The sequence below is a fragment of the Streptomyces sp. PKU-EA00015 genome (genome assembly GCF_013387495.1).
Lineage (GTDB): Bacteria > Actinomycetota > Actinomycetes > Streptomycetales > Streptomycetaceae > Streptomyces.
This window is the reverse complement of sequence record NZ_JABZEE010000047.1, coordinates 35,227-55,712: the sequence shown is the minus strand read 5'-3', so window position 1 is coordinate 55,712 and position 20,486 is coordinate 35,227. Positions and strand designations below refer to the sequence as shown.

At 72.0% G+C, this 20,486-nt stretch carries 17 protein-coding genes; 2 read left to right on the top strand and 15 right to left on the bottom strand.

Annotated elements, in window-relative coordinates; genetic code table 11:
* Positions 1–14 precede the first annotated feature (14 nt).
* Positions 15–1,343: an MFS transporter gene (locus HW130_RS26450; RefSeq protein WP_177152226.1), complete on the bottom strand. Its 1,329-nt coding sequence runs from the start codon at positions 1,341–1,343 to the stop codon at positions 15–17.
* Positions 1,316–2,350, bottom strand: coding sequence for a dihydroorotate dehydrogenase (locus HW130_RS26445; RefSeq protein ID WP_177152225.1), 1,035 nt, complete (start codon positions 2,348–2,350; stop codon positions 1,316–1,318). Before HW130_RS26445 ends, HW130_RS26450 begins: the two co-directional genes overlap by 28 nt.
* Positions 2,351–3,295: 945 nt before the next feature.
* Between HW130_RS26445 and HW130_RS26440 the strand changes: the two genes are divergently transcribed.
* Positions 3,296–5,842, top strand: coding sequence for a SpoIIE family protein phosphatase (locus HW130_RS26440; RefSeq protein WP_177152251.1), 2,547 nt, complete (start codon positions 3,296–3,298; stop codon positions 5,840–5,842).
* Positions 5,843–6,219: 377 nt separating this feature from the next.
* Positions 6,220–7,116, top strand: coding sequence for a discoidin domain-containing protein (locus tag HW130_RS26435; protein ID WP_177152224.1), 897 nt, complete (start codon positions 6,220–6,222; stop codon positions 7,114–7,116).
* A 10-nt stretch (positions 7,117–7,126) separates the two neighbouring features.
* On the opposite strand, the gene HW130_RS26430 is transcribed toward HW130_RS26435, so the two are convergent.
* The 13 genes from HW130_RS26430 to HW130_RS26370 all read right to left on the bottom strand — a co-directional run bounded on the left by HW130_RS26430 (position 7,127) and on the right by HW130_RS26370 (position 20,379).
* Positions 7,127–8,677, bottom strand: a complete 1,551-nt coding sequence (locus HW130_RS26430; protein ID WP_177152223.1) for a BTAD domain-containing putative transcriptional regulator — start codon at positions 8,675–8,677, stop codon at positions 7,127–7,129.
* Positions 8,678–8,843: 166 nt separating this feature from the next.
* Positions 8,844–9,359 carry a phage tail protein gene (locus HW130_RS26425; RefSeq protein WP_309140585.1) on the bottom strand — a complete coding sequence of 172 codons (516 nt, stop codon included), beginning with the start codon at positions 9,357–9,359 and terminating at the stop codon, positions 8,844–8,846.
* Between the two features lie 21 nt (positions 9,360–9,380).
* Positions 9,381–11,348: a putative baseplate assembly protein gene (locus HW130_RS26420; protein ID WP_177152222.1), complete on the bottom strand. Its 1,968-nt coding sequence runs from the start codon at positions 11,346–11,348 to the stop codon at positions 9,381–9,383.
* Positions 11,345–11,770 (bottom strand): GPW/gp25 family protein, encoded by a 426-nt coding sequence (locus tag HW130_RS26415; protein ID WP_177152221.1) that lies wholly within the window; start codon positions 11,768–11,770, stop codon positions 11,345–11,347. The genes HW130_RS26420 and HW130_RS26415 overlap by 4 nt, the downstream gene beginning before the upstream one ends.
* 5 nt (positions 11,771–11,775) lie before the next feature.
* Positions 11,776–12,057: a PAAR domain-containing protein gene (locus HW130_RS26410; protein WP_177152220.1), complete on the bottom strand. Its 282-nt coding sequence runs from the start codon at positions 12,055–12,057 to the stop codon at positions 11,776–11,778.
* A 44-nt stretch (positions 12,058–12,101) separates the two neighbouring features.
* Positions 12,102–13,955, bottom strand: coding sequence for a VgrG-related protein (locus HW130_RS26405; protein ID WP_177152219.1), 1,854 nt, complete (start codon positions 13,953–13,955; stop codon positions 12,102–12,104).
* Positions 13,945–14,727, bottom strand: a complete 783-nt coding sequence (locus HW130_RS26400) for a LysM peptidoglycan-binding domain-containing protein (RefSeq protein WP_177152218.1) — start codon at positions 14,725–14,727, stop codon at positions 13,945–13,947. The genes HW130_RS26405 and HW130_RS26400 overlap by 11 nt, the downstream gene beginning before the upstream one ends.
* 5 nt (positions 14,728–14,732) lie before the next feature.
* Positions 14,733–15,173, bottom strand: a complete 441-nt coding sequence (locus HW130_RS26395; RefSeq protein WP_177152217.1) for a phage tail protein — start codon at positions 15,171–15,173, stop codon at positions 14,733–14,735.
* 36 nt (positions 15,174–15,209) lie between these two features.
* Positions 15,210–16,496: a hypothetical protein gene (locus HW130_RS26390; RefSeq protein ID WP_177152216.1), complete on the bottom strand. Its 1,287-nt coding sequence runs from the start codon at positions 16,494–16,496 to the stop codon at positions 15,210–15,212.
* A 1,143-nt stretch (positions 16,497–17,639) separates the two neighbouring features.
* Complete coding sequence (locus tag HW130_RS26385; RefSeq protein WP_177152215.1) at positions 17,640–17,795, bottom strand: DUF6760 family protein; 156 nt, start codon at positions 17,793–17,795, stop codon at positions 17,640–17,642.
* On the bottom strand, positions 17,792–18,304 hold the full coding sequence (locus HW130_RS26380; protein ID WP_177152214.1) for a hypothetical protein: 513 nt from the start codon (positions 18,302–18,304) through the stop codon (positions 17,792–17,794). Before HW130_RS26380 ends, HW130_RS26385 begins: the two co-directional genes overlap by 4 nt.
* Before the next feature lie 7 nt (positions 18,305–18,311).
* A complete protein-coding gene (locus HW130_RS26375) occupies positions 18,312–18,755 on the bottom strand; it encodes a phage tail protein (protein ID WP_100110404.1) in 444 nt (147 codons plus the stop codon).
* Between the two features lie 40 nt (positions 18,756–18,795).
* A complete protein-coding gene (locus tag HW130_RS26370) occupies positions 18,796–20,379 on the bottom strand; it encodes a phage tail sheath C-terminal domain-containing protein (protein WP_177152213.1) in 1,584 nt (527 codons plus the stop codon).
* Between the last annotated feature and the right edge of the window lie 107 nt (positions 20,380–20,486).

Below are 20,486 nucleotides of genomic sequence, written 5' to 3'. Positions count from 1 at the left end.
GTGCGTTCCGGCGGTCAGCGGCCGGACACACCTCGCTGGGGCTCGGGACTCGTGGTCAGCGGCGTCGCGCTCCGCTCGGGTATCAGCAGCATCGCAGCCATGTCGATCACGTAGATGACGGCGAGCATCGCGATGGCCGTGCCGAACCCGACGGACTCGGCGGCGAGCGCCACCACGACCGGGGCGAAACCGCCCACCGCCCGCCCCAGGTTGAACAGCACGTTCTGCGCCGTGGCGCGTACTTCCGTGGGGTAGAGCTCCGCCATCAGGGCCCCGTACCCGCCGATCATCCCGTTGGCGAAGGCGCCCATGATCGCGCCTCCGACCATCAGCGCCCAGCCGGACGTCAGCTGGCTGTAGACCAGGACCGAGACGGCCGAGCCGAACTGGAACATCCAGAAGGCACGCCGCCGACCCAGGCGGTCGGCGACCTGGCCGAAGACGAGGCCGCCCGCGGCCATGCCGACGACGGTGACGGCCGTCCACAGACCGGACTTGGTGAGGCTGTAGCCGAACTCGTGGGACAGGTAGGTCGGCAGCCAGATCATGATGCCGTAGTAGCCGAAGTTCTGGACCGAGGTGAGCACGAGGACGCCGGCCGTGGCCCGGGTCGTCGTGGCGTCGGCGACGAGCAGCCGCAGGGGCACCCTGGCCTTGGCCGCCTGCGCCTTGCGCGCCGCGAGGGCGGCTCGGTGCTCGGTGAACGCCTCGGGCTCGTGCAGGCGGGAACGGAAGACGACGGCGACCACGGCAGGCAGCGCGCCGAGCAGGAACAGGCCCCGCCAGCCCCAGTGCGTCAGTACCGGAGCCGAGACCAGCGCCGCGAGCAGTACGCCTGCCTGCCAGCCGACACCGACCAGAGCCGTCGCCCGTGCCCGCTTGCGCGCGGGCCACGCCTCGGCGGCGAGGGTCATGCCGACACCGAACTCGCCGCCGATGCCGACACCCGCGAGGAAGCGGTAGACGGCGAACTCGGTGTAGCCGTCCGCCAGAGCGGTCAGGCCCGTGAAGACGGCGAAGAAGCACACGGAGTAGGTGAGCACTTTGACGCGGCCGATGCGGTCGGCGAGGACACCGAAGAGGAGTCCGCCGAGCACGGCGCCGAAGAGGGTGATGGTGGCGAGGGAGCCGGCCTCGCTGTTGCTGAGGTGGAGTTCCGCCGTGATCGCCGACAGGGCGAAGCCGAGGATGAGCAGATCGAACCCGTCCATCGCGTAACCGATGGAGGAGGCGAGCACCGCCTTCTTCCCGTACGTGCTCACGGGTCCGTCCTGGGGCGCCGCGGGCCCGGCCTCGTCGCCCGGTGGAGTGGCGTTCAGTGGGGCTTCGTCGATGTCACGCATGGCTTCTCCCGGGAGGTCTCGGTGTGACGCAGGCCGCCGACGAGCTCGGCAAGGTGGGTGACGCCGAGTTCGGCCCGCAGCTTCTCCAGCCCGCGGACGATCTCGACCATGGTGTAAGGGCGGGTGAAGGTCGCCGTGCCGACCTGGACGGCGCTCGCCCCTGCCAGCAGGAACTCGACGACGTCGGTGGCCGTGGTGATCCCTCCGCAGCCGACGACGGGGATGTCGACGGCAGTCGCCGCCTGCCACACCAGGCGAAGAGCGAGGGGCTTGACCGCGGGGCCGGACAGCCCTCCGACACCGTTGCCGAGGACCGTCGTCCGGGTCCCGATGTCGACGGCTATGCCGGGGAAGGTGTTGCAGACGGTGACGGCGGTGGCGCCCGCGTACTCCGCAGCGCGGGCGATGTCGCCGATCGAGGTCACGCTCGGCGTGAGCTTGACGATCAGCGGGACCCGCGTCCGGGCGGCGATCCCTGCCACGACCCGCTCGACGGTCGCCGCCTCGGTGCCGATGGCGAGGCCCCCGTGCTCCAGGTTCGGGCACGAGACGTTGACCTCGTAGGCGTCGATCGCGAGGTCCGCGGCGGCCAGTTCCTCGGTGACCTGCCAGTACTCGTCGACGGTGAGTCCGCCGATGCTCGCCACGACCGGAACGCCGAACTGGCGGTAGGCGGGCAGGACCTGTCCGGCGAAGGCAGCTGTGCCGGGGCTCGGGATGCCGACGCTGTTGAGCATCCCGTGGGCCGTCTCGGTGAGCCGGTGGGCCGGGTTCCCCGAACGCCGCTCGGCGAACAGCGTCTTGGTGACGACGGCGCCCAGTTCCCCGACGGGCATCAGGGCGCTCAGCTCCGGACCGAAGCAGCCGGACGCCGGCATGACCGGGTTTCGCAGTGTCAGTTCCCCCAACCGCGCTTGTAAGCCGTTATCGGCCAAGCAATGCGGCTTCGTGTCAAAAAGGTGGTCTCGGTCATCCAGCACCGCGGCATCAGACAGCGCATCCGCCATGTGAAAACGTCCCCTCCGTCTCACGGATGGTGTGAATATGCGGGGTGCGGTGAGCCTCCGTCAAGAGCTGTCGTGTTACGGCTTGTTACAGGAGAGGAAGTGGAAAAACCGCAGTTCAGAGACACTATGCGCACAGTTTCCGTGGGGCGGTTCACTTCGGCTCGAATATTTCCGTGACGCGGAAACCAGAAGCCGTCGCCCTTCCATCGATTCATCCGGTGATTTCCCCGAACAGACACACGGGCACTGCCGACAACCGTGACGGACACTGCGGGGGCGGCTCAAATTCCACCTTGCTGCCGATGTTCACGCTCCGCCCCGAAGGGTCGAAATCCGGGACGGAAACCTTCGCTGCGCATCAGACGGGGCGAACGGGCATGTGATCGGGGCGAGTCGTACGACGGCGGTGAACGGGCCGATGCGCGCCCGCACGGCCGATCTGCCGGCGGTACTGCCGGGGAGCGGACACCGGCATTCAGCGCCGCGGCCTGACTCGCGTGAACCACCAGGGTGCCGAGGCTCTGCGGCCTCGCCCCCCTGGCCCACGACGCCCGGTCGCCGCGCGGTGCGGTCAGCGCGAGGCGCCGACGCCGGTGGTGACATCGGCGACGCCGAGGCGCCGGGCGTCTCGTTCCGGCCGGACGGCCGCCACGGCGAGGAGCCCGAGCAGGTGGGCGTTGATCTCCTCGGCGCTGGAGCCGGTGTCGTTCTCGACCCACCAGGAGAGCAGGCCGATGAGAGCCCTCGATCCGGCCCGGTGAACGGGCGCTCGTCACCGTACGTGGTGTCCCGGACCTGCCGAGGCTGCCGTGGGACTCCCCACCCGGCCGCGGACCGGACAGCCGCCGCCCCGGCGCCGACCCGGCATCGCCGATCACCACTGCCGCCAGCGCCTCCACCCGCGGGGAACAGCGAACAACCTTAAAATGGAACAAATTGTTCAGCGTGATCGAGGGCAATGTGTCGGCCGATGGTGTGGCATCGAGCTCGTACCCGTTCGGCGCCGCGAGTGGCGGCGAAGCGCCCGAGCGCGACGACGCGCTGGTCAGTGCGGTCATCCATGCCGTGGAGGTGACCGGAGCGCATGCCGGAAGCGTCTTCCTGCTCTCCGGCGACCATCGCTCGCTCCTGCTGGCCGCGGCGTGCGGGGCGCCGCCCTCCCTCGTCGGCGGGTGGCGTCGGATCCCGGTGAACAGCCATATCCCCGTGGCGGAGGCATACCGCTCCGGGCGCATGGTCCACCTGGCCGGCGCGGAGGAGACGATGCGGCGCTTCCCCCAGCTCTCGGTCGCCGTCCCCTACCCGTTCGGTTCGGCCTCAGTGCCCGTGCGAGCGGGACAACAGACTTTCGGAGCGATGGCCGTGCTGTGGGCGCCCAGGCCCGAGGGGACGGGGCTGTCGAGGGCGCAGCGCCGGCAGCTGCGCTCCGCGGCCGACCGTCTGGGCACCACCCTCGCGGGGCTCAGCGCGCGCAAGGAGCTCGTCGAATACGACGAACGGACGGCTCCCGCAGTGGTCCCGCTGCCGTCCGCTCCACTGATACGGGTGGGTCTGTTCGACTGGAACCTCGACACCGGGGCCTTCACGACCGACGACGAGCTGTGCGCGATCTTCGGGATCCCGCCCCGTGATTTCGACGGACGGGTGGACACCCTGGCGGCCAGGATCGAGCCCGCGGATCTGCCCGGCTTCCGGTCCGCCGCCCGTGCCGCGGTCGAGGAGGGCCATGTGCTCGCGCACTGCCTGCGGATCCGGGACCCCGGTGGAGGCCACCGCGCTGTGGAGCTCTGGGGCCGGGTGCCCGTGAGCCCGGAGGACCCGCAGGCGTCGTCCCATCTGGTCGGCGCGGTACTCGACTCCGGGAGCGGCATGGCCGCCGTGGCGGCGATCGAGCGGCTCGCGTACGGCTTCTTCGCGCTCTCCCCGGAGGGGCATGTCGCCTACGCCAACCACAGCCTGGAGACTCTGCTGCGGGTCCGCCAGAACGAACTGCTCGGCCACCGCCTCTGGGACATCCTGCCCTGGCTGGCCGATCCCGTGTACGAGGACCGCTACCGGGCCGCCCTGGTCTCCCAGCAACCGGTCTCCTTCCTGGTCCGCCGCCCACCCGACGAGTGGCTGGTCTTCTCCCTCCACCCGGGCTCACAGGGCATGACGGGATGGGCGGCACCCGTGCGACAGCCGGTACCGGCCGGCACCGGCCCCGGGACGTCCGTCGCCGAGGAGGGTCCGCCCGTCTCCTCGTCCCCTCCGCCCGCGGCCCCGCGCCTGGGTGCCCTCTACCGCGTGCTCCAGCTGGGCAGCGCCCTCACCGAGGCGGTCACCGCGCGTGAGGTGTGCGATGCCGTCGCCGAGCAGCTGCTGCCCGCATTCGGCGGCCAGAAGCTGGCGATCTGCGTGGTGGAGGAGGGGCGCCTGCATCTGTTCGCGCAGCGCGGCTGTTCGGAGGAGGTTCTCGCCCGGCTGGAAGGCGCCCCGCTGCATGACCGGCTGCCGGTGACGGACGCGCTGACCTCCGGGACCCCGCTGTTCATCGAGTCCCGGGAGGAGCTCTGCGAAACGTATCCCGGGATCGTGTCGGGCGACTCCCGTTCCTGGGCGTTCCTGCCGTTGATCGCCTCCAACCATCCGGTGGGAGCCTGCATGCTCGCCTTCGACGACGTCCACCGGTTCCCCGACGAGGAGCGTGGAGTCCTCACCGCGCTGGGCGGCCTGATCGCCCAGGCCCTCGAACGTGCCAGGCTCTACGACGCCGAGTTCGCCCTCGCCCGCGGCCTGCAGAACGCGCTGCTGCCGCACCGGCTGCCCACGGTGCCGGGCCTGCACGTCACCGGGCGCTACCTTCCGGGCACCAGGGGGATGGACATCGGCGGCGACTGGTACGACGTCATCCCCACCGGCGAGGAGGTCGCGCTGATCGTCGGGGACGTCGAGGGACACAACGTCGCCGCCGCGGCCACCATGGGCCAGCTGCGCAGCGCGATGCGGGCCTTCGTCACCGCCGGCCACCGGCCGAGCGACATCGTGGCCAGCACCAACCGGCTCCACATGGACCTCGACCCGTCGCTGCTCGCCAGCTGCTGCTACGCCCGCCTCCATCTCCGCTCCGGGGTCGTGCGCATCGTCAGAGCGGGCCACTGCCCGCCCCTTCTGCGCCTGCCCGACGGACGCACCGAGATCCCGAATGTGCCGTGCGGGCCGCTGCTCGGCGTCGAGGCAGCGCCCGACTATCCGGAGTCGGAGCTGCGCCTCGTGCCCGGATCGGTCCTGGCCCTGTACACGGACGGGCTGGTCGAGAGGCGCGACTCGGACATCGGTTCCGGCATCGACCGCCTCCGGACCTCGCTGGCCCGCTTGGGCGGGGGCAGCCTGGAGGATCTGGCCGACGGGCTGCTGGAGGATGCCGACCAGTCACCCGACAGGGCGGACGACATCGGACTCCTGCTCGCCGAGTACGCCCCGCCGGCAGCCGCGGCGCCGGCCGCGCGCTGACTGGCGTCCCGCCGGACACCCGCCACCGGCACACCGCGGCAGCCGGCCCCACGGAGCCGTCCGCCGTGACGCAGCGGCACCTCCCGCACGTTCTCGCCCCGGCCGAGGTCGCAGTACGGCGCCCGAAAGGGCAGCTGCGGGCGCTTCGGTGGTTGCCCTTGCAGGCGTGTGCGGGAGGCGCCGCCTGGCACAGCATGGGTTGCGGAAGGGGTGAGGGGTCCGTGGTCAACTGCGCAGTGTGCGGGAATCGGTGCGATCCCGGGGAGCAGTTCTGCGGCGCCTGCGGGACCTTCCTCGAGTGGTCGCGGCCGAACACCCCGGCAGCCGCGGGCCGGTCGGATGCCGCGGTCCCGACCCCGACAGGACCGGACGTCGCCGTGCCGCGGGAGGAACCCGCGGCGCAGCCGAGCGGGCCGGCCATCCCGCCGAAACCCACCGCCCCGCCCCTGCGCGCCGTGCAGCCTCATGTCGAGGAGCCCGGCCGTCCGGTGCCGCCGCCGGCACGGCACGCGGACGCCGCCGAACCGCCGCCCCAGGCCGGGGACCTCGTCTGCGGCCAGTGCGGCAGCGGAAACGTGCCGACGAGGCGCTACTGCCGACGTTGCGGCGCCTCCCTCGCGGACGCCCCTGTCGCACCCCGCCCGCCCTGGTGGCGGCGGCTGTTCACACGCCGCCCCAGGCAGAAGCCCGTCGCCGGCGAGCGGCCACCGCGCCGGCAGTGGCGGCGGCCGCGATTCGTCCTGCCGCTGCTGGTGCTTTGCGTCCTCGTGGCGGTCGGGTACGTCTTCCGCGGCGAGGCCGGACGAGTGCTGGAGACCGTAAGGGACCGGACGTCCAAGGCCGAGCAGATGCATGCGGTGAAGGTGACGGCGTCGAGTGCGGGGAAACAGCACCCGGCCGCCCTGGCCGTGGACGGGACCACGGACAAGTACTGGACACCCGCGCTGCCCGGAGCCTTCGAAGGGGAGTATCTGGAGGCCTCCTTCGCCGAACCCGTTCGCCTGCTCGATCTCGTCGTCCATCCCGGCACCTCTCCTGTGGCCGAGAAGTTCCTCACCCAGGCGCGGCCCAGCAGCCTGCTGATAACCGTCACCTCGAAGGACGGCCGGACAACCGTCAGGACCGTCCGACTGGCCGACGTGCCGGGAGGGCAGCGTTTCCACCTCGCGGTCAGCGATGCCGTCCGGGTCCGGCTCACGGTCCAGGGCGCGTACGGGACCGGGGGCGGCCGGTATCTCGCCTTCGCCGAGGTCGAGTTCTTCAGACGGCGCTGAGCCGGGTGTCTCACACGACACCCAGGGTGTCCAGCATCTGCGCGTGCCGGCGCTCCGCGTGCCGGGCCGCCACCGGGTCACCGGCCTGCCGGTGGGCCGCGATCAGCAACCGCCACACCGCGTCCTGGAACGGGTCCAGGGACAGCGCGTGCGCGGCGGCCGCCACCGCATCCGCCGCACGGTTGCGGCCGAGTTCCACTTCGGCCAGCGCGTGGGCCGCCCGCACCGCCTGGTTGCGATACTGCTCACGGATCGGCACCACCCACTCCGCCGGGCCGTCCTCCGGCAGCAACTCCCCGGTGTAGAGCCGCAGGGCCCGCCCGAGCGCCCCCGCCGCCCGGTCCGCCTCCCCGCGCGCCGCCGCCCGCAGCCCCTCCCCGGCGGCACCCTCGAAGGCCTGTACGTCGCAGCTGGCCCCGCGGTCCAGCACCAGCATGTACGCCTCGCCCGAGCGCACCAGCAGCTGGGCCCTCCCTCGTCCGGTGCCCGGTTCCAGGACGGTCCGCAGGGCCGAGACCGCAACCTGCAGTCCGCGTCCTGCCGTATGGGCCGGGCTCTGCGGCCACAAAGCGGCCATCAGCTCCTCCCGGTGGACGGGCCGCCCCGCGTGGACGGACAGCAGCCGGGCCAGCGCCCGTACGCGCGGCCGCGTGCGGCTCCAGTCCAGCGGACGCCCCGCCAGTGTGGCCTCGTACCGTTGGAAGCAGCGCAGAGCCAGCGACGCGGACGGGGCCCCGTCGGTGCGGTGCACGGTGCCCGTGTGCCGGGCCGGCCGCACGCAGCGCCGGGCCAGGTGCGCCCGCAGCAGAGGCACGTCGGTCTCCAGGCCGTACTCCTCGGCGAGTTCCGGCGCGTCGGCCGCATCGTGGTCGCCGGGGTCGTCGGGTCCCCGTTCCATCAGACGCACGAGCCGGGGCGGCAGCGCTTCCAGCACTTCCCGGTCCAGATAGGTGCGCAGGCCGGCGGACTCCAGCGGGTCGCGGCCCGCCAGTACCGCCGGCCTGCTGAGGCTGAGCACACCGGGCCAGCCCGAAGTGAGCTCGGCAAGCTCCCGGGTGACCTCCGGGGCGTCGGGGAATACGGCTGCGATCTCGCCTTCGCCCAGCCGCAGTTCAGCGGCGCGGAGCACGGCGGTGTCGGCCAGTTCCAGCCGGGTGAGGTTCAGCGCGGGCATCCGACGGCCGGCCAGGATCAGCCGCAGGTTCCGCGGTGCCAGCACGGCCAGTTCCTCGAGTAATGCCTCGGCCGGGCTGCCGTGGACGTGGTGAACCCCGTCGACGAGCAGCAGGACGGGATCCGCACGGCGCTCGACGGCCAGCAGGACGGACTCCACGGACACCGTGTCGGCAAGCTCCAACTGCCGTCCCAGACTGGCGAGCAGTGAAGGCACCCCGAGAGTGTCACGGCAGGGCCGCCAGTGCAGCACCTTCCCGGGGAAGACGTCCGCCGTCCGCGTGAGCAAAGTGGTCTTGCCGTACCCGGCCGGAGCGACGAGCAGCGTCAGCGGTGCCGTCCCCCGAGCGAGCCCCGGCACCAGCCGCTCGCACACCGTTTCGTGCATAAAGGCCTCCTCCCCCGACAGGAGGTCAAGGATGGGCGCTCACTCTCCGCACCGGCGGAGTAACTGATTACCCCATATAGGCCCGCGCGTGCAACATACGCGCTTCCCCGGGCGTTCCGCGCGCTCCCGGTCATTCGGGGCCGCCGGGGCGCAGGTCGTACGCCCCCTACGGCTCCACGATCACCTCGACGGTGAACGGCAGATGCACCGGCCTGTGGCGGGCCACGAGCGCCGACACCGCCGCCTCGTCCACCGCCTCCGTGTCGGGGACCCGCAGTCGCACGGCCAGATGCGGCTGCGGCGCACCCGGGAGCGGGGTCAGCGCGGTCGCCGACCACACCGTGCCGCCGCTCTCCTCGATCTCCGGGGTGGTCCCGAAGACCCGGCGGATCTGCTCCGCAAGACCCTTCGCGGTGCCCCGGGAGGCGTGCCCGGGCACCGCTCCGCACACCTCGCCCTCGGCGCCCACCCAGGCCGCGAGCAGCGCCCGGAAGTCCTCGGGGGCCAGGCGCGGATCGAAGTACGCCGGAAGGCTGTCGAGCACGCCCAGCACGGGCGCCAGCACCTCGTCGAGGGCCTCCGTGAGCCGCTGGACGAGGTCGTCGTCCGCGTACACGCCCGGCAACCGGGCTCCCAGCGGATGCCTGGTCGGCAGCCCCGGCACGATCCGGCGCTCAGTCACCACCGGTCACCTCCACTCGTCTCACACCACCCGCACCTGGTGGTCGTAGCTGAAGACCAGCGAGCCCGCGTCCAGCGTGATCCGCTCCACCTCTTCGCCGCGCCGACGGGTCTGGAGATCCGCGGGGAACAGCCGTACGTTCTCCACCGCCTCCACCCCGGCGACCTGCTGGAGCACGGCGAAGACCTCCCCGCTGTGCACGGCCCGCCCGAACGGCCAGCCGTTTCCGTCCGGGCCGCCGGTGAGCGGGTTCAGACGGCGGTACAGGGCGGCGAGCGCGGCCTGCTGCAACCGGGCGGCCGGGACAGCGGCCGCCGCCTGGAGCACCGCGACCACCGTCACGCCCTGGTAGTACGGCGGCTCGACGACCAGCCGTGCGCCCAGCATGCGCCGCGCGTCCAGATGCGCCGCGACCCGGGCCAACAGCTGCGGCGGGCAGGCCATCTGCCCGAATTCCAGGCGTCCTTCACCGTCGTCCTCGGCGGCCGGGACCAGCAGCACCCGTACCGCGCCCGCGCCCGCGTCCACGCACCGTACCCGGGCGATCTCCGGGGCCGCCTGCCTGGTCAGGTACTCGTAGTCGTCGGCCGTCACGGCCCGCTCCCGGGTGCGCAGCGCCGACGCACCGCGCAGCCGGGCGTTGGCCACGTCCTCGCCGTCGACCCCGCCGCTCGCCGCCCGCCGGTTCTCCACCCGTGCGATGTACGGGATCGAGCTGCGCAGCACGGCGAGGGCTCGGCGCGCCACGTTGCCGCGCCGTCCGCCCCCCGCGAGATACGAACGGACGCGCACCGGGACGCCCTTGGCGGGAACGGCCCCGTAGTGCCGCAGGGTGCCGTCGGCCTGCCGTACCGCCGGGCCGAAGCTCACCTCTCCGGTGCTGCGATCCAGTCGTATGTGCCGGTCCAGGGGGCCGGATTCGCCGAAGTGCTCGACCTCGGTCCACTCCGTCCAGTCGCCTCCGGGGGCCGCGGTCTCCACGACGAACGGCGGGCCGCCCGCCACCACGGGAGCCCGGCCCAGCGTGAACGTCTGGGCGGGCACGCCCTCGGAGACCCCGAGGAGTTCCTCGCCCGACCGTTCGGCGTGCACGGCCGGGGCGGTCGCCCCGATGGTGAACGCCTCCGCGGACAGCAGCTCCGGGGTCGCCGAGTACATACGCTGCCCCTCGACGGGTGCCTGCACCACGCACCGCAGCCAGCCCGCCCGCTGCCGGGCCTCCACGGAGGCCAGGTGCCCGGCGGGCAGCTGGACCAGTACGTCGCCCGGCCGGTTGAAGCCGCCCGTGCCGTCGCGGTCGACCTCACAGCGGGTCCAGCCCTCGGCGGTCCACGCCTCCCAGGCCAGCGGCGGGTGCTCGGGGTCGATGCCGTGGCCGGCCACCGGGAAGTCCAGCCGCAGCGCCACCACGCAGGAGGGCGCGGCCCCCGAGAGGCCGAAGAGCACGGCGTCGCCGGGCTGCGGTACGGCGGAGAAGCAGGGCACCCCACGGCCGGCCGGGGGTCCCCCGGGACGGAGTCTGGGGAACAGCTCCGGACCTTGGTCGGCGGCCACGGCGCCCGGTTCCCCGGTCACGACGGCCAGGGCGGTCAACTCCACGGGCACGACGGCCACTTCCCGAACCGTCGAGAAGACCACGGCCTCCTCGGTCTCGGTGCGGTGCGTGGCGACTTCGGTCCCCTCCCGCACCTGCACGGTCTGCTCCTGCGGCGCCGAGAGCCAGAAGGTGACGTCGGTGCGGGCGGCCGTGGGCGGGTGCAGGGTGAGCCCGATCAGGTCGAGGAACGCCATGTGGTTCTTGGCCGGGACCCGGTTCAGCCGGTAGATCAGCTGATCGGTCATGTGCGCGAAGGCCTCGATCAGCGTGACGCCCGGGTCGGAGACGTTGTGGTCGCTCCACTCGGGGCAGCGCTGCTGCACCATCCGCTTGGCCTCGTCGACGAGGTCCTGGAAGCGCCGGTCGTCGAGATGGGGCTCGGGCAGGCTCACCGGTCACCTGCCTTTGCGGAGCCGTTCTCGTGTGCGGGGATCACATAGAACGGAAACACCAGGTTCCGGGGGTCGTTCGTGCCCCGGGGCGCGTACCGGATGTCGATGTAGAGGGTGCCCTCGTCCTGCGCGTCGAAGGTGACGTCGACGTCGACGAGGTCGATCCGCGGCTCCCACCGCTCCAGCGACAGCCGCACCTCGTACGCGAGCTGCGCGGCCGTGGCCGCGTCCGCGGGCGCGAAGACGTGGTCGTGGATCGCGCACCCGAACGCCGGGCGCATGGGCCGCTCGCCGGGCGCGGTGCCGAGGATCAGCCGCATGCTCTCCTCGATCTCCCGGTCGCCGCCGACCAGCGCCACGGCCCCCGTCGCGTCGGTCCGTACCGGAAAGGCCCAGCCGGAGCCGATGAACTGCTCTCCCACTGTCCTCAGCCCCCGATCAGCACGGTGACCGCGCCCATGACGATCGGCGCCCCGCACACGGCCAGGTCGCCCACGCGCGCGGCCGGCAGACCGCCGATGAGCACGGTGGGGCAGCCGGGCGGGGCGACCGCGGACGGAGGGTGCACGGCCGGCGGCGGGAACGAGCAGATGTGGGGGGTCGAGACCACGGCCGCGGGCATTCCCGCGATCAGCACGGTGGGCACCCCGGGCGGCCCGATCACCCCCGGGTGCCCGGTGGGGTCACCGACGCGTGCGGCAGGCGGCATCTCGTACGACTCCTCAGGGTGGTTGATGCGGTTGGTCGATACGGCTAGTTGATGCGGACGAGCGCGGCGCTGATCGAGCAGCTGGCCCCGCCCTTGATCTCGGTGCTCGCCTTCCCGTCCACCCCGACGGTGGTGCCCTTGACCTCGACCTGGCCGTTGGTCTGCAGCCTCACCGCACCCGCGCCGCCGTCGACGTCGACCCCTGTCTGTGCCTTGACCTGAACGGACTGACCGGACAGTTCGAGCTTTCCGGTACCGGCGTCCATGCTGATGCCCTGCTCGGCCCTGACGGTGACCTTCTCCTTCGCGGTGATCTCGACCTTCCCGTCGCTGTGCACGGTGACGGAGGTGGCCTTCTGGTCGAGGTGCAGGGTGAGTTTGCCGTCGCCGGTCGCCAGGCGTACGCCCTTGGGCCCGTTCGCGGCGTCCAGCAGCTCCAGCCGGTTGCCGGAACGGGTGACCAGGGAACGGCGGTTGGTGGCCCCGCTCGTGGAGTCGACGAGCGCGCAGTCGTGCTCGGACGGCTTGTCCTGGCCGTTGTAGAGGCCGCCGAGGACATAGGGACGGTCCACCCGGCCCTGTTCGAAGCCGACCAGCACTTCGTCGCCGACCTCCGGACCGAAGACGCCTCCGCCGCCCTTGCCGCCGAGATCCGCGGTCCTGGCCCAGTCGCTGACGTACTCCCCGTCCAGCCAGGGGAAGGCCAGCTTCACCCGGCCCCGCCCCTCGGGGTCCCGGGTGTCGGTCACCGTCGCGTTGACGAGGCCGCCGATGCGGTCCTGCGGGAGTCCGGCGCCGCCGCCCGAGGCGAGTCCGTACAGCGAGCGGTTGGAGCGGCCGCCCACCGTGATCCACGTCTGGTAGCCGGTGTCCGCGTCGAAGACGTGCCGGCTGCCGGAGATCGTGTACTTCCCCTCGAAGGGCGCCCCGATGTTGGCGAGGGTGACCGCTGTCCCGGCGCGCAGCTGCGGGATGCCCATGGCGACCGCGTCGAGCTCCGCGAACGAGGCGGCGAGGTCGGCGGCGAGCGCCTTCGCGGCCTGGTCGGCCTCGGCCTGAGTGCCGTACGGGGTGTCCGTGGCCAGGAAGACGGCCTTGCCGAAGGCGACGGCGGCCTGGCCCGGCGTGAGCCCGAGCTGGAGCCGTTCGCTGTGGTCGGCGGGAGCACGGCCGACGACCGCGGCCTTGGCCTGCACGTCCCAGCCGCGCACCTCGACCTGCTGGACCTGGTCGGCGGCGGTGACCGCGGCCTGGCAGCGCAGCAGGTTGCGCCCGAATTCGAGCACGTAGGGGCTGGCCTGCGGCCGGGTGGAGGTCGCGGGCGCCGTCTCGGCCCTCGCAGGATCCCGGAAGACGAACTTCCCGTCGACGACGGCGACTTCGGTGCCCGCGAGATCCGCGAGCCGGTGCAGGAACTCCCAGTCGGTGATGCCCGGCTGGGCCAGGTGCTCGTACACCGTCGTCGTGGAGTCGACGCTGCCGATGGGCAGCCCGGCCCGCTTGGCCACCTGCACGGCGACGTCGGAGGCGGTCATCTGCCGGTACCCGGCGACGCGGCGGCCGCGGAAGAACCGGTGCGCGTGGTCGAGCCCGCGGACCACGGTGAAGGTGCCGGTGGCGTCGAGGTCGATCTCGACGGCCGTGACCTCGCCCGAGACCAGGAGTTGGCGCTGAGCGTCGTCGCCGGCGCGTGCGTACAGCTTCATCGCCGTGCCGATGGTGATGCCCGTCCTGGGCAGTACCAGGTGGTGGGGGTCGCGGAAGCGGACGACGAACAGATCGGGCAGCTGGGTGGAGTCGTCGACGTAGGCGGAGACGATCAGTTCGGCCACGGGCGCGGGCAGCGGCTGTCCGTTCACCTCGACGGCGAGGGTGTTGGCGAAGCTCTCACCGGCCATGCGGGGCCCCGATCTCCTCGGCGGCGGGCAGCAGCAGTTCCGTCCCGGGTGCCAGGCGCATCGGATCGTCGATGCCGTTGGCCTCGGCGATGTCCCGCCAGGCGGCCGGATCTCCGTACTCGCGCCAGGCCAGCAGCGCGAGCGTGTCCCCGGAGACCACCCGGTGCACCCGGCGGGCGGCGAGCGCGCCCGAGGTGGGGTTCTGGCCCGGCACGGGCCCGCTGATCTCCTCCAGGGTCACCTGGCAGGTGGCCCGGATCGGCAGGCCGCCGGGTGTGAACAGGGTGTACTTGGCCTGCACTTGGCTGACGTACGCGACGAATCCGGTGAGCCCGCCCCAGTGGAAGATCACCCACGGCGGCACGCCCTGCTGTTTCTGGTGGGTCTGGTCGGTGGGCACGCAGCAGGACAGCAGCGACTCGACGGCCGACACCACGCTGTCGTCCTGCTTGGCGGTGGCGTCGAAGAACATCTCCAGGGTGAGCTTGGACGGCCCCGCGCCCTTGAACTCCGCGGGCCCGGCCTTCTTGGCGCCCTTGGCGGTCTTCCGCTCCCACTTGGCGGTCTTGGCGAGGGTGAGTTCCTTCGGGTTGAACTGGAAGTCGATCTGTCCCATGCGCGGGCCGGGGGTCGTCGTCCCGCCGTCGGCCGGGGGCTGACGCAACTCCAGATAGGCCCGTTCGAGCTTGGGGCGGGAGCCGCCGCCCCCCTTCGGGTCGGCGGGTCCAGGCGGGGCCGCAGCGGCGATGAACGCGACCGGCTGGTTGGCCATGCGACTCAACTCCCCCCGTGGAGAAAGCCGTGGTGGGCGATCTCGAGTGTCTCGGTGGCCACCTTGACGTTCTCCGGGCTGAGGGACGGCCCGGTCCAGCGGACGGGGACCACGTCCATCAGGCTCCAGCGGGCCACGACGGTGCCTTCGACGGTCATCGCGCTGATGTGCGCGGTCTTCCGGGCAACGCCGTTGATCATGCCGGACAGCCAGGCGGTGACCTTCTCGGTGTCCTTGGTGACGGGCCGGCTCAGCTTGATGTTGGAGAACTTGATCCGGGACGGCAGCTGCCAGACGTAGCCGTTGTTGCCGCCCTCCTCCCGTTGCTCCATGACGACTTCGCAGCCGAGGCCTTCGCAGCTGTTGAACGCCCCGAGGTTGATGTTGTCGATCTCGACCATGAAGCACACGCTCACGGCGGGATCCGGCTGCTGGTTCCGAGCCATGGCTTCCCTTCAGGCGTTCGGTGATTCTGACGTCGTTCAGTGACGGGGATCGAGGCGGACGCCGGCCCGCTCCCGGTCGAGCCGCAGCTCGGCGCGGAGCAGTCGGCTGAGCGGCCCGACGAGCCGCCGGACGAGCTCGTCGGTGGACTCACCGGCGCCTGGCGCGGCGGGGGTTGCCGGGGCGGAGGACTGCTGCTGCGCCTGGGCGGGGGGTGGCTGCGGCGGCGGGGGCGGCTCGGGTTCCGGCTCCGGTGCTGGTCCCCGTGCTGGTAAGGGTTCCGGTGCGGGTGCGGGTTCCGGTGCCTCGGGTGCTCGCTGTACGACCGGGAGCGGGAGCGCCCAGGAAACCGGTGCGGCCGGCCCGGGCGGCGGCTCGGGCAGCGCGACGCGCGGTACGGGTACGTGCGCGGGAGCGGGCGCAGGTACGGGTCCGGGCTCCCACGGCACGGGCGCCGACGAGTCGGGCGCCGTGGATCGCTGCACGGACGCGGACGCGGCCACGGGCGGCGGTGCCCAGGACGGTACGGCCGCGGACACGACGAGTCCGGGGACGACGGGCTCCCCTCGCTGTACGGGATCAGCGGGCGAGGCGACCCAGGCCACCGGCACGGCCGCTGGCGGCGCGGGGTCCGGGCTCCGGTCCTCGGTCCCGGGCGCGGGCACAGGTGCGGCCTGCAGCTCGAGTGCGCGCTCCCCCACGAGCCCGGCCACGGGCTCGGGCCCCGGGCCCGGCGCGAGGGGCACCTCCTCGGGGGCCCGCTGAAGCGCCGTGGCCCGTACCACGGTCAGCGGCTCCTCCTGACGCTGAGCGGAAACGGGTACCGGTCCCAGTTCCTCCGGCACGTTCTCCGCTACGACGGGCACGGGCACCGTCGGCCCCGGATCCGGAGCGGGCGCCGATACGGGCGCCGGAGCCGCCGCCGGTTCGGGTACGGCGGGCAGCGGAGCCCCGAGGCCCAGCCGCCTGGCAGGCGGCTGCTGCTCCTGGCGCTGCACGGTTACGGGTACGGGCTCGGCCACGGAAGCTCCCGGCGCGGACGACAGCGGGGCCCCCAGCCCGCCGCGCCGCGCCGGAGCAGGCTCCGGCGTGACCGGTGGCATCCCGCTGCCGGGCGCCAGGGGATGCTCCCCCACCAGCGGACGCTCCGGCAGTGTTTCGGCAACCGTGGCCGCGGGCTCCTCCTCCAAGCGCTGTACGGCAGGCACCTCGCGGTGCACGTACCGCTCCATCGGCAGCTGCGGGAACAGCGGCGCGGGCGCCGGAGGTACCGACGGCTCCTGGGCTTCGGGTGTCGCCGGGGGCGGTGCGTCCACGGAGGTCATCGCCTGCTCCCCGATCAGGGGCCGCTCCTGTGTCTGTGCCACCGCGTCGGCAGCGGCCTCCTCGGCCGTGTGGAGCTCCGGATGAGGCTCAGGCCCCGCATCCGGCGGATCCAAGGGAGGCGAGGGCACGCTTGGCCGCTCGTCGCGCAGAGGGTCATCAGCCACCCTTGGCACATGCTGCACACGCTGCACAGGCGTTGGAGCCCGTTCCGGCTCCACGGAAGGTCCTTCCGGGACGTGCGAGGCGTGCCGGTGCTGCCCGTTCCCTGTGGCGCCCGGGAGCGTCGGCGCGATGACCGGCAGGACGGGACTCTCCGCCGGCACCGACCGCTCCCCTCCCTCGAGAGGAGCCACGTCCTGTGCACGCTGCACCGCAACGGGCGTGACCGGAGCGAGCGCGTCTGCGGGGCCGGCCTCGACGGCGGGCCGTTCCCCCACCAGGGGTTGCTCCGCGTCCGCAGAAACCGCGACCGGCTCTGGTCCCGGGCCGGGCCGCGGCCCCCCGTCCACCCGCTGGACCGGCACCGCCTCGCGCGGCGCCCTCACCGAGGGCACTGCCGGCAACGCCCTGACGGGAAGCGTCCGCAGCGGCAACTCCACCACCCGGGCCACGGTCAGGGACGGCTGCGACGCGAACGGTTCCACCAGAGGATCCATCGGCGATACAGGGGCGACCGCCTCCGTGACGGTCTCAGGAGGGGCCTCGTCCACCGACTCGGCCGGCCGCACCGGCCCGACCGGCCGGGTGACCGCGGCCGTCTCATCGCCGGCCGCGTGCCCCATCGGCCGTCCCTGCGGAGGGACCTGTCCTGCCGACGACTCCCACTTCTGCACCGACGCGGGACGCGGTGTGGGCTCCAGCAATCCGCCGACGACACCAGACGGCGCATCCGCGCTCACCGTGTGCCCCAGGCGGCGCTGCAGCGACGGATTGCGCCAGGAGGCCAGCCAGTCACCGAATCCCTTGGGGTCGCTCACCAGCGGCGGCGCCCCGAACGTCAGCCGCTGCACCGGCAGTTCGCGCCAGCCGGGATCGGCCTCACGAGGCGGCACGACAGCCGGTGCCATATCCGGACCCGGGCCGGCCGGGGGTACAGGAGCCCTTCCGCGGAACCAGCTCCGCAGCGCGTCGAACACCGTCACTCACCGCCCCCCGGCCAGCCGGTTCAGCCGGGCGATCCGGTCGACGTACCTGCGCCGCTCCGGGTGTTCCAGTTCGAGGATCGACTCCAGTGGCCAGTGGAAGTGGTAGGCGATGTACGCGACTTCGTCGTACAGGTGCTCCGTCGCGTACGTCACGATTCCCCCAGGCGTCCACCACCCGCCAGGTCGACCGCGAAGGCCGATTCACAGGACGGACACGTCACCTGCGCCCGGGTGTGCCCCTCGGCGTTGATTCGCCGGTAGAAGTCCTGCAGGAACGCAAGGTCGGAGGCGAACAGGTCCTCGATGACGCCCGCGTGGATGTCCGTCACCGAGCCGATGCGCTCCACCACACGCCCGAGCAGCACCACCGACAGATATGCCGGGTTCTCCCGTACCCGGTCGTCCCGCAGCGGTACGAGCTCGTCGCGCGCGGTGGCGAGCCGCATCACCCCGCTGCGGTGCACCCGCCCCGTCTCGTCGACGTACCCGCGGGGCAGTTCGAAGGTGAACTCGGTGCGCATCGGGTCGGCTCCTCCACCGGCCCGGGCCTCGACCGCGTCGAACCCACGGGCCGCCTCGAACCCCTCGAGCGGGTCGACGGTTTCGGCCTCCGTCCCGGCCTTCTCCCCGATGGCGGCCGTCGGTGCAATCTTTCGTCGCATCAGGCGCTCACGCCACGTCCATCTGCTCGTACGTGATGACGAGCTTTTCCGTCAGGACACTGGTGTCGCCCGCCTTCAGCGAGCTGATCTCCAAGCTCTTGGGCCAGGCGTTCACCAGGGTATAGCGCTTGATCGCCTGGCCTTCGTAGTCGAAGACGATGATCGCGCCGCCCTTGCGGGCCGTGCCCATCTTCCCGAACCGGGCGTCCTTGATCCATTTCTCGAAGTTGTTGTCCGCGGTCAGACCGCGCGTCAGCGTGACCTCGCCTGCCTTCGGTCGACCCGGCAGCTTCTTGATGACGTACTTGCCGTCCGCCGTGTTCTGCTTCAGCTCGATGACGTCCTGCTCCATCTTGAGGCCCGTCACCTCGTTGATCTGCTTGATGACGACCCCGTCGATCTCCAGCCCGAAGGAGTGACCGACCGAGGTGTCCATGTCCGGCAGTGCCATGCCATCCGCCCCTTACCTGCTCATGCTCTGCTTGGCTGCTCTACTCGTTGACGAGGCTGGTACCGCCCGAGAACTGGGCCAGCCGGAAGATCACGAACTCGGCCGGCTTCACGGGCGCGATCCCGATCTCGCAGACCACCTCCCCCGCGTCGATTCCTTCGGCCGGGTTCGTCTCGCGGTCGCACTTCACGTAGAAGGCCTCGTCGGGCGTCAGCCCGAACAGCGCGCCCTTGCGCCACTCGTTGACCAGGAAGGCCGAGATGGTCCGTCGGATCCGGGCCCACAAGGCGTCGTCATTCGGTTCGAAGACCACCCACTGGGTGCCGATGAGGATCGATTCCTCGATGTAGTTGAACAACCGCCGGACGTTGAGGTACCGCCAGGCCGGGTCGGACGACAGGGTGCGCGCGCCCCACACCCGGATTCCGCGTCCCGGGAAGCTGCGGAGGCAGTTCACCCCGATCGGATTGAGAAGGGCCTGCTCGGCCTTGGTCAGATGGACCGCCAGGTCCACGGTTCCCCGTACGACCTCGTTCGCGGGGGCCTTGTGCACGCCGCGGCTCTCGTCGTTCCTGGCCCATACGCCCGCCATGGCCCCGCTCGGCGGGACGAACTTCGTCTGGTTCGGGGCCGTGGGGTCGGCCACCTTCACCCAGGGGTAGTACAGGGCCGCGTACTTGGAGTCGTATCCGGCGCCCGTCATGCGCCAGTCCTTGACCCGCTGCGGAGAGAGGTCGGGCAGCGGGTCGATGATCGCGACGCGGTTCCCCATCCGCTCACAGTGGGCGATCATCTCCAGCTGGACGGCCTTGACCCCTTCGGCGCCGAGCGCGCCCTGCTGGTAGGCGCTCATCAGATCCGGCACGGCCAGCATCGTGATCTCGTCGACGGTCTCCAGTCCGCCGAACCCGCTGCGTTCGTCGGTGCTTCCGACATAGTCGGCAGCGCTGAGGGCCGCGGGGACGGCGGGCGCCGCCGCGGGTGCGGGCGCCGGGGTCAGACCCACCGTCTGGTTGTCGGGCCGGTCCAGCGCCTGCGCGGGCCCGGCGTCCTCCACCGTGATCAGCCGCGACTTGTCCCGTACCACCGTCACCACGTAGTTGCGCTGGCTCCGCTTGGCGGAGACCTCCCAGGTCTCCTCGACCCGGTCCCCGCGCTTCACGTTCAGCGTGAAGGCGTCCTCGGCGGGCGCCTCCCCCTTGGCGTCCGCCACCTCGACAGCGATCTGCTCGCCCGTCCCCTCCAGGGCGGCGACCTGAAACTTGCCGAGCGCAGTGCGCGGCCCTGCGGGGAGCGCCCCGGTCTTCCCCCGCTTCGCGGCGGCGGCCGCGGGCCGCGACTCCTGAGCGGGAGGCCCGCCGTCCCCGCCGATGCGTACGACGTAACAGGTCCCGCCCCCGTTGAGGAAGTAGGCGTAGACGGCATGGGCCAGGTACGACCCCTCGATGAAGTCCCCGAAGGTGGAGGTGAACTGGCTCCAGTTCGTCACCAGGGTCGGCGTGTGGTACGGCCCGTCGGCCGCCAGCCCGACGAAGGCGGCCACGGCGGTCCCGACGCCCTCGATCGGGCGCGAGCCGGCCTCGACCTCTTCGACGTAGACGCCTGGTGACTTGTACGACGGCATCCTGGCCCTCCCCTGGGACGTAACGGTCGCCCCAAGCGTGCGCCGCGTGACCCTTCAAGGTCATGACCTGTCGTACGGCCCTGGGGGAACCCCGGGGTGCCCCTTCG

What these genes read in the sequence shown, in the direction of transcription:
- HW130_RS26450 (WP_177152226.1), bottom strand. Translation starts at nt 1,343, where the DNA reads ATGCGTGACATCGACGAAGCCCCACTGAACGCCACTCCACCGGGCGAC.
- HW130_RS26445 (WP_177152225.1), bottom strand. Translation starts at nt 2,350, where the DNA reads ATGGCGGATGCGCTGTCTGATGCCGCGGTGCTGGATGACCGAGACCAC.
- HW130_RS26430 (WP_177152223.1), bottom strand. Translation starts at nt 8,677, where the DNA reads ATGCACGAAACGGTGTGCGAGCGGCTGGTGCCGGGGCTCGCTCGGGGG.
- HW130_RS26410 (WP_177152220.1), bottom strand. Translation starts at nt 12,057, where the DNA reads ATGCCGCCTGCCGCACGCGTCGGTGACCCCACCGGGCACCCGGGGGTG.
- HW130_RS26405 (WP_177152219.1), bottom strand. Translation starts at nt 13,955, where the DNA reads ATGGCCGGTGAGAGCTTCGCCAACACCCTCGCCGTCGAGGTGAACGGA.
- HW130_RS26400 (WP_177152218.1), bottom strand. Translation starts at nt 14,727, where the DNA reads ATGGCCAACCAGCCGGTCGCGTTCATCGCCGCTGCGGCCCCGCCTGGA.
- HW130_RS26395 (WP_177152217.1), bottom strand. Translation starts at nt 15,173, where the DNA reads ATGGCTCGGAACCAGCAGCCGGATCCCGCCGTGAGCGTGTGCTTCATG.
- HW130_RS26390 (WP_177152216.1), bottom strand. Translation starts at nt 16,496, where the DNA reads ATGACCTCCGTGGACGCACCGCCCCCGGCGACACCCGAAGCCCAGGAG.
- HW130_RS26380 (WP_177152214.1), bottom strand. Translation starts at nt 18,304, where the DNA reads ATGCGACGAAAGATTGCACCGACGGCCGCCATCGGGGAGAAGGCCGGG.
- HW130_RS26375 (WP_100110404.1), bottom strand. Translation starts at nt 18,755, where the DNA reads ATGGCACTGCCGGACATGGACACCTCGGTCGGTCACTCCTTCGGGCTG.
- HW130_RS26370 (WP_177152213.1), bottom strand. Translation starts at nt 20,379, where the DNA reads ATGCCGTCGTACAAGTCACCAGGCGTCTACGTCGAAGAGGTCGAGGCC.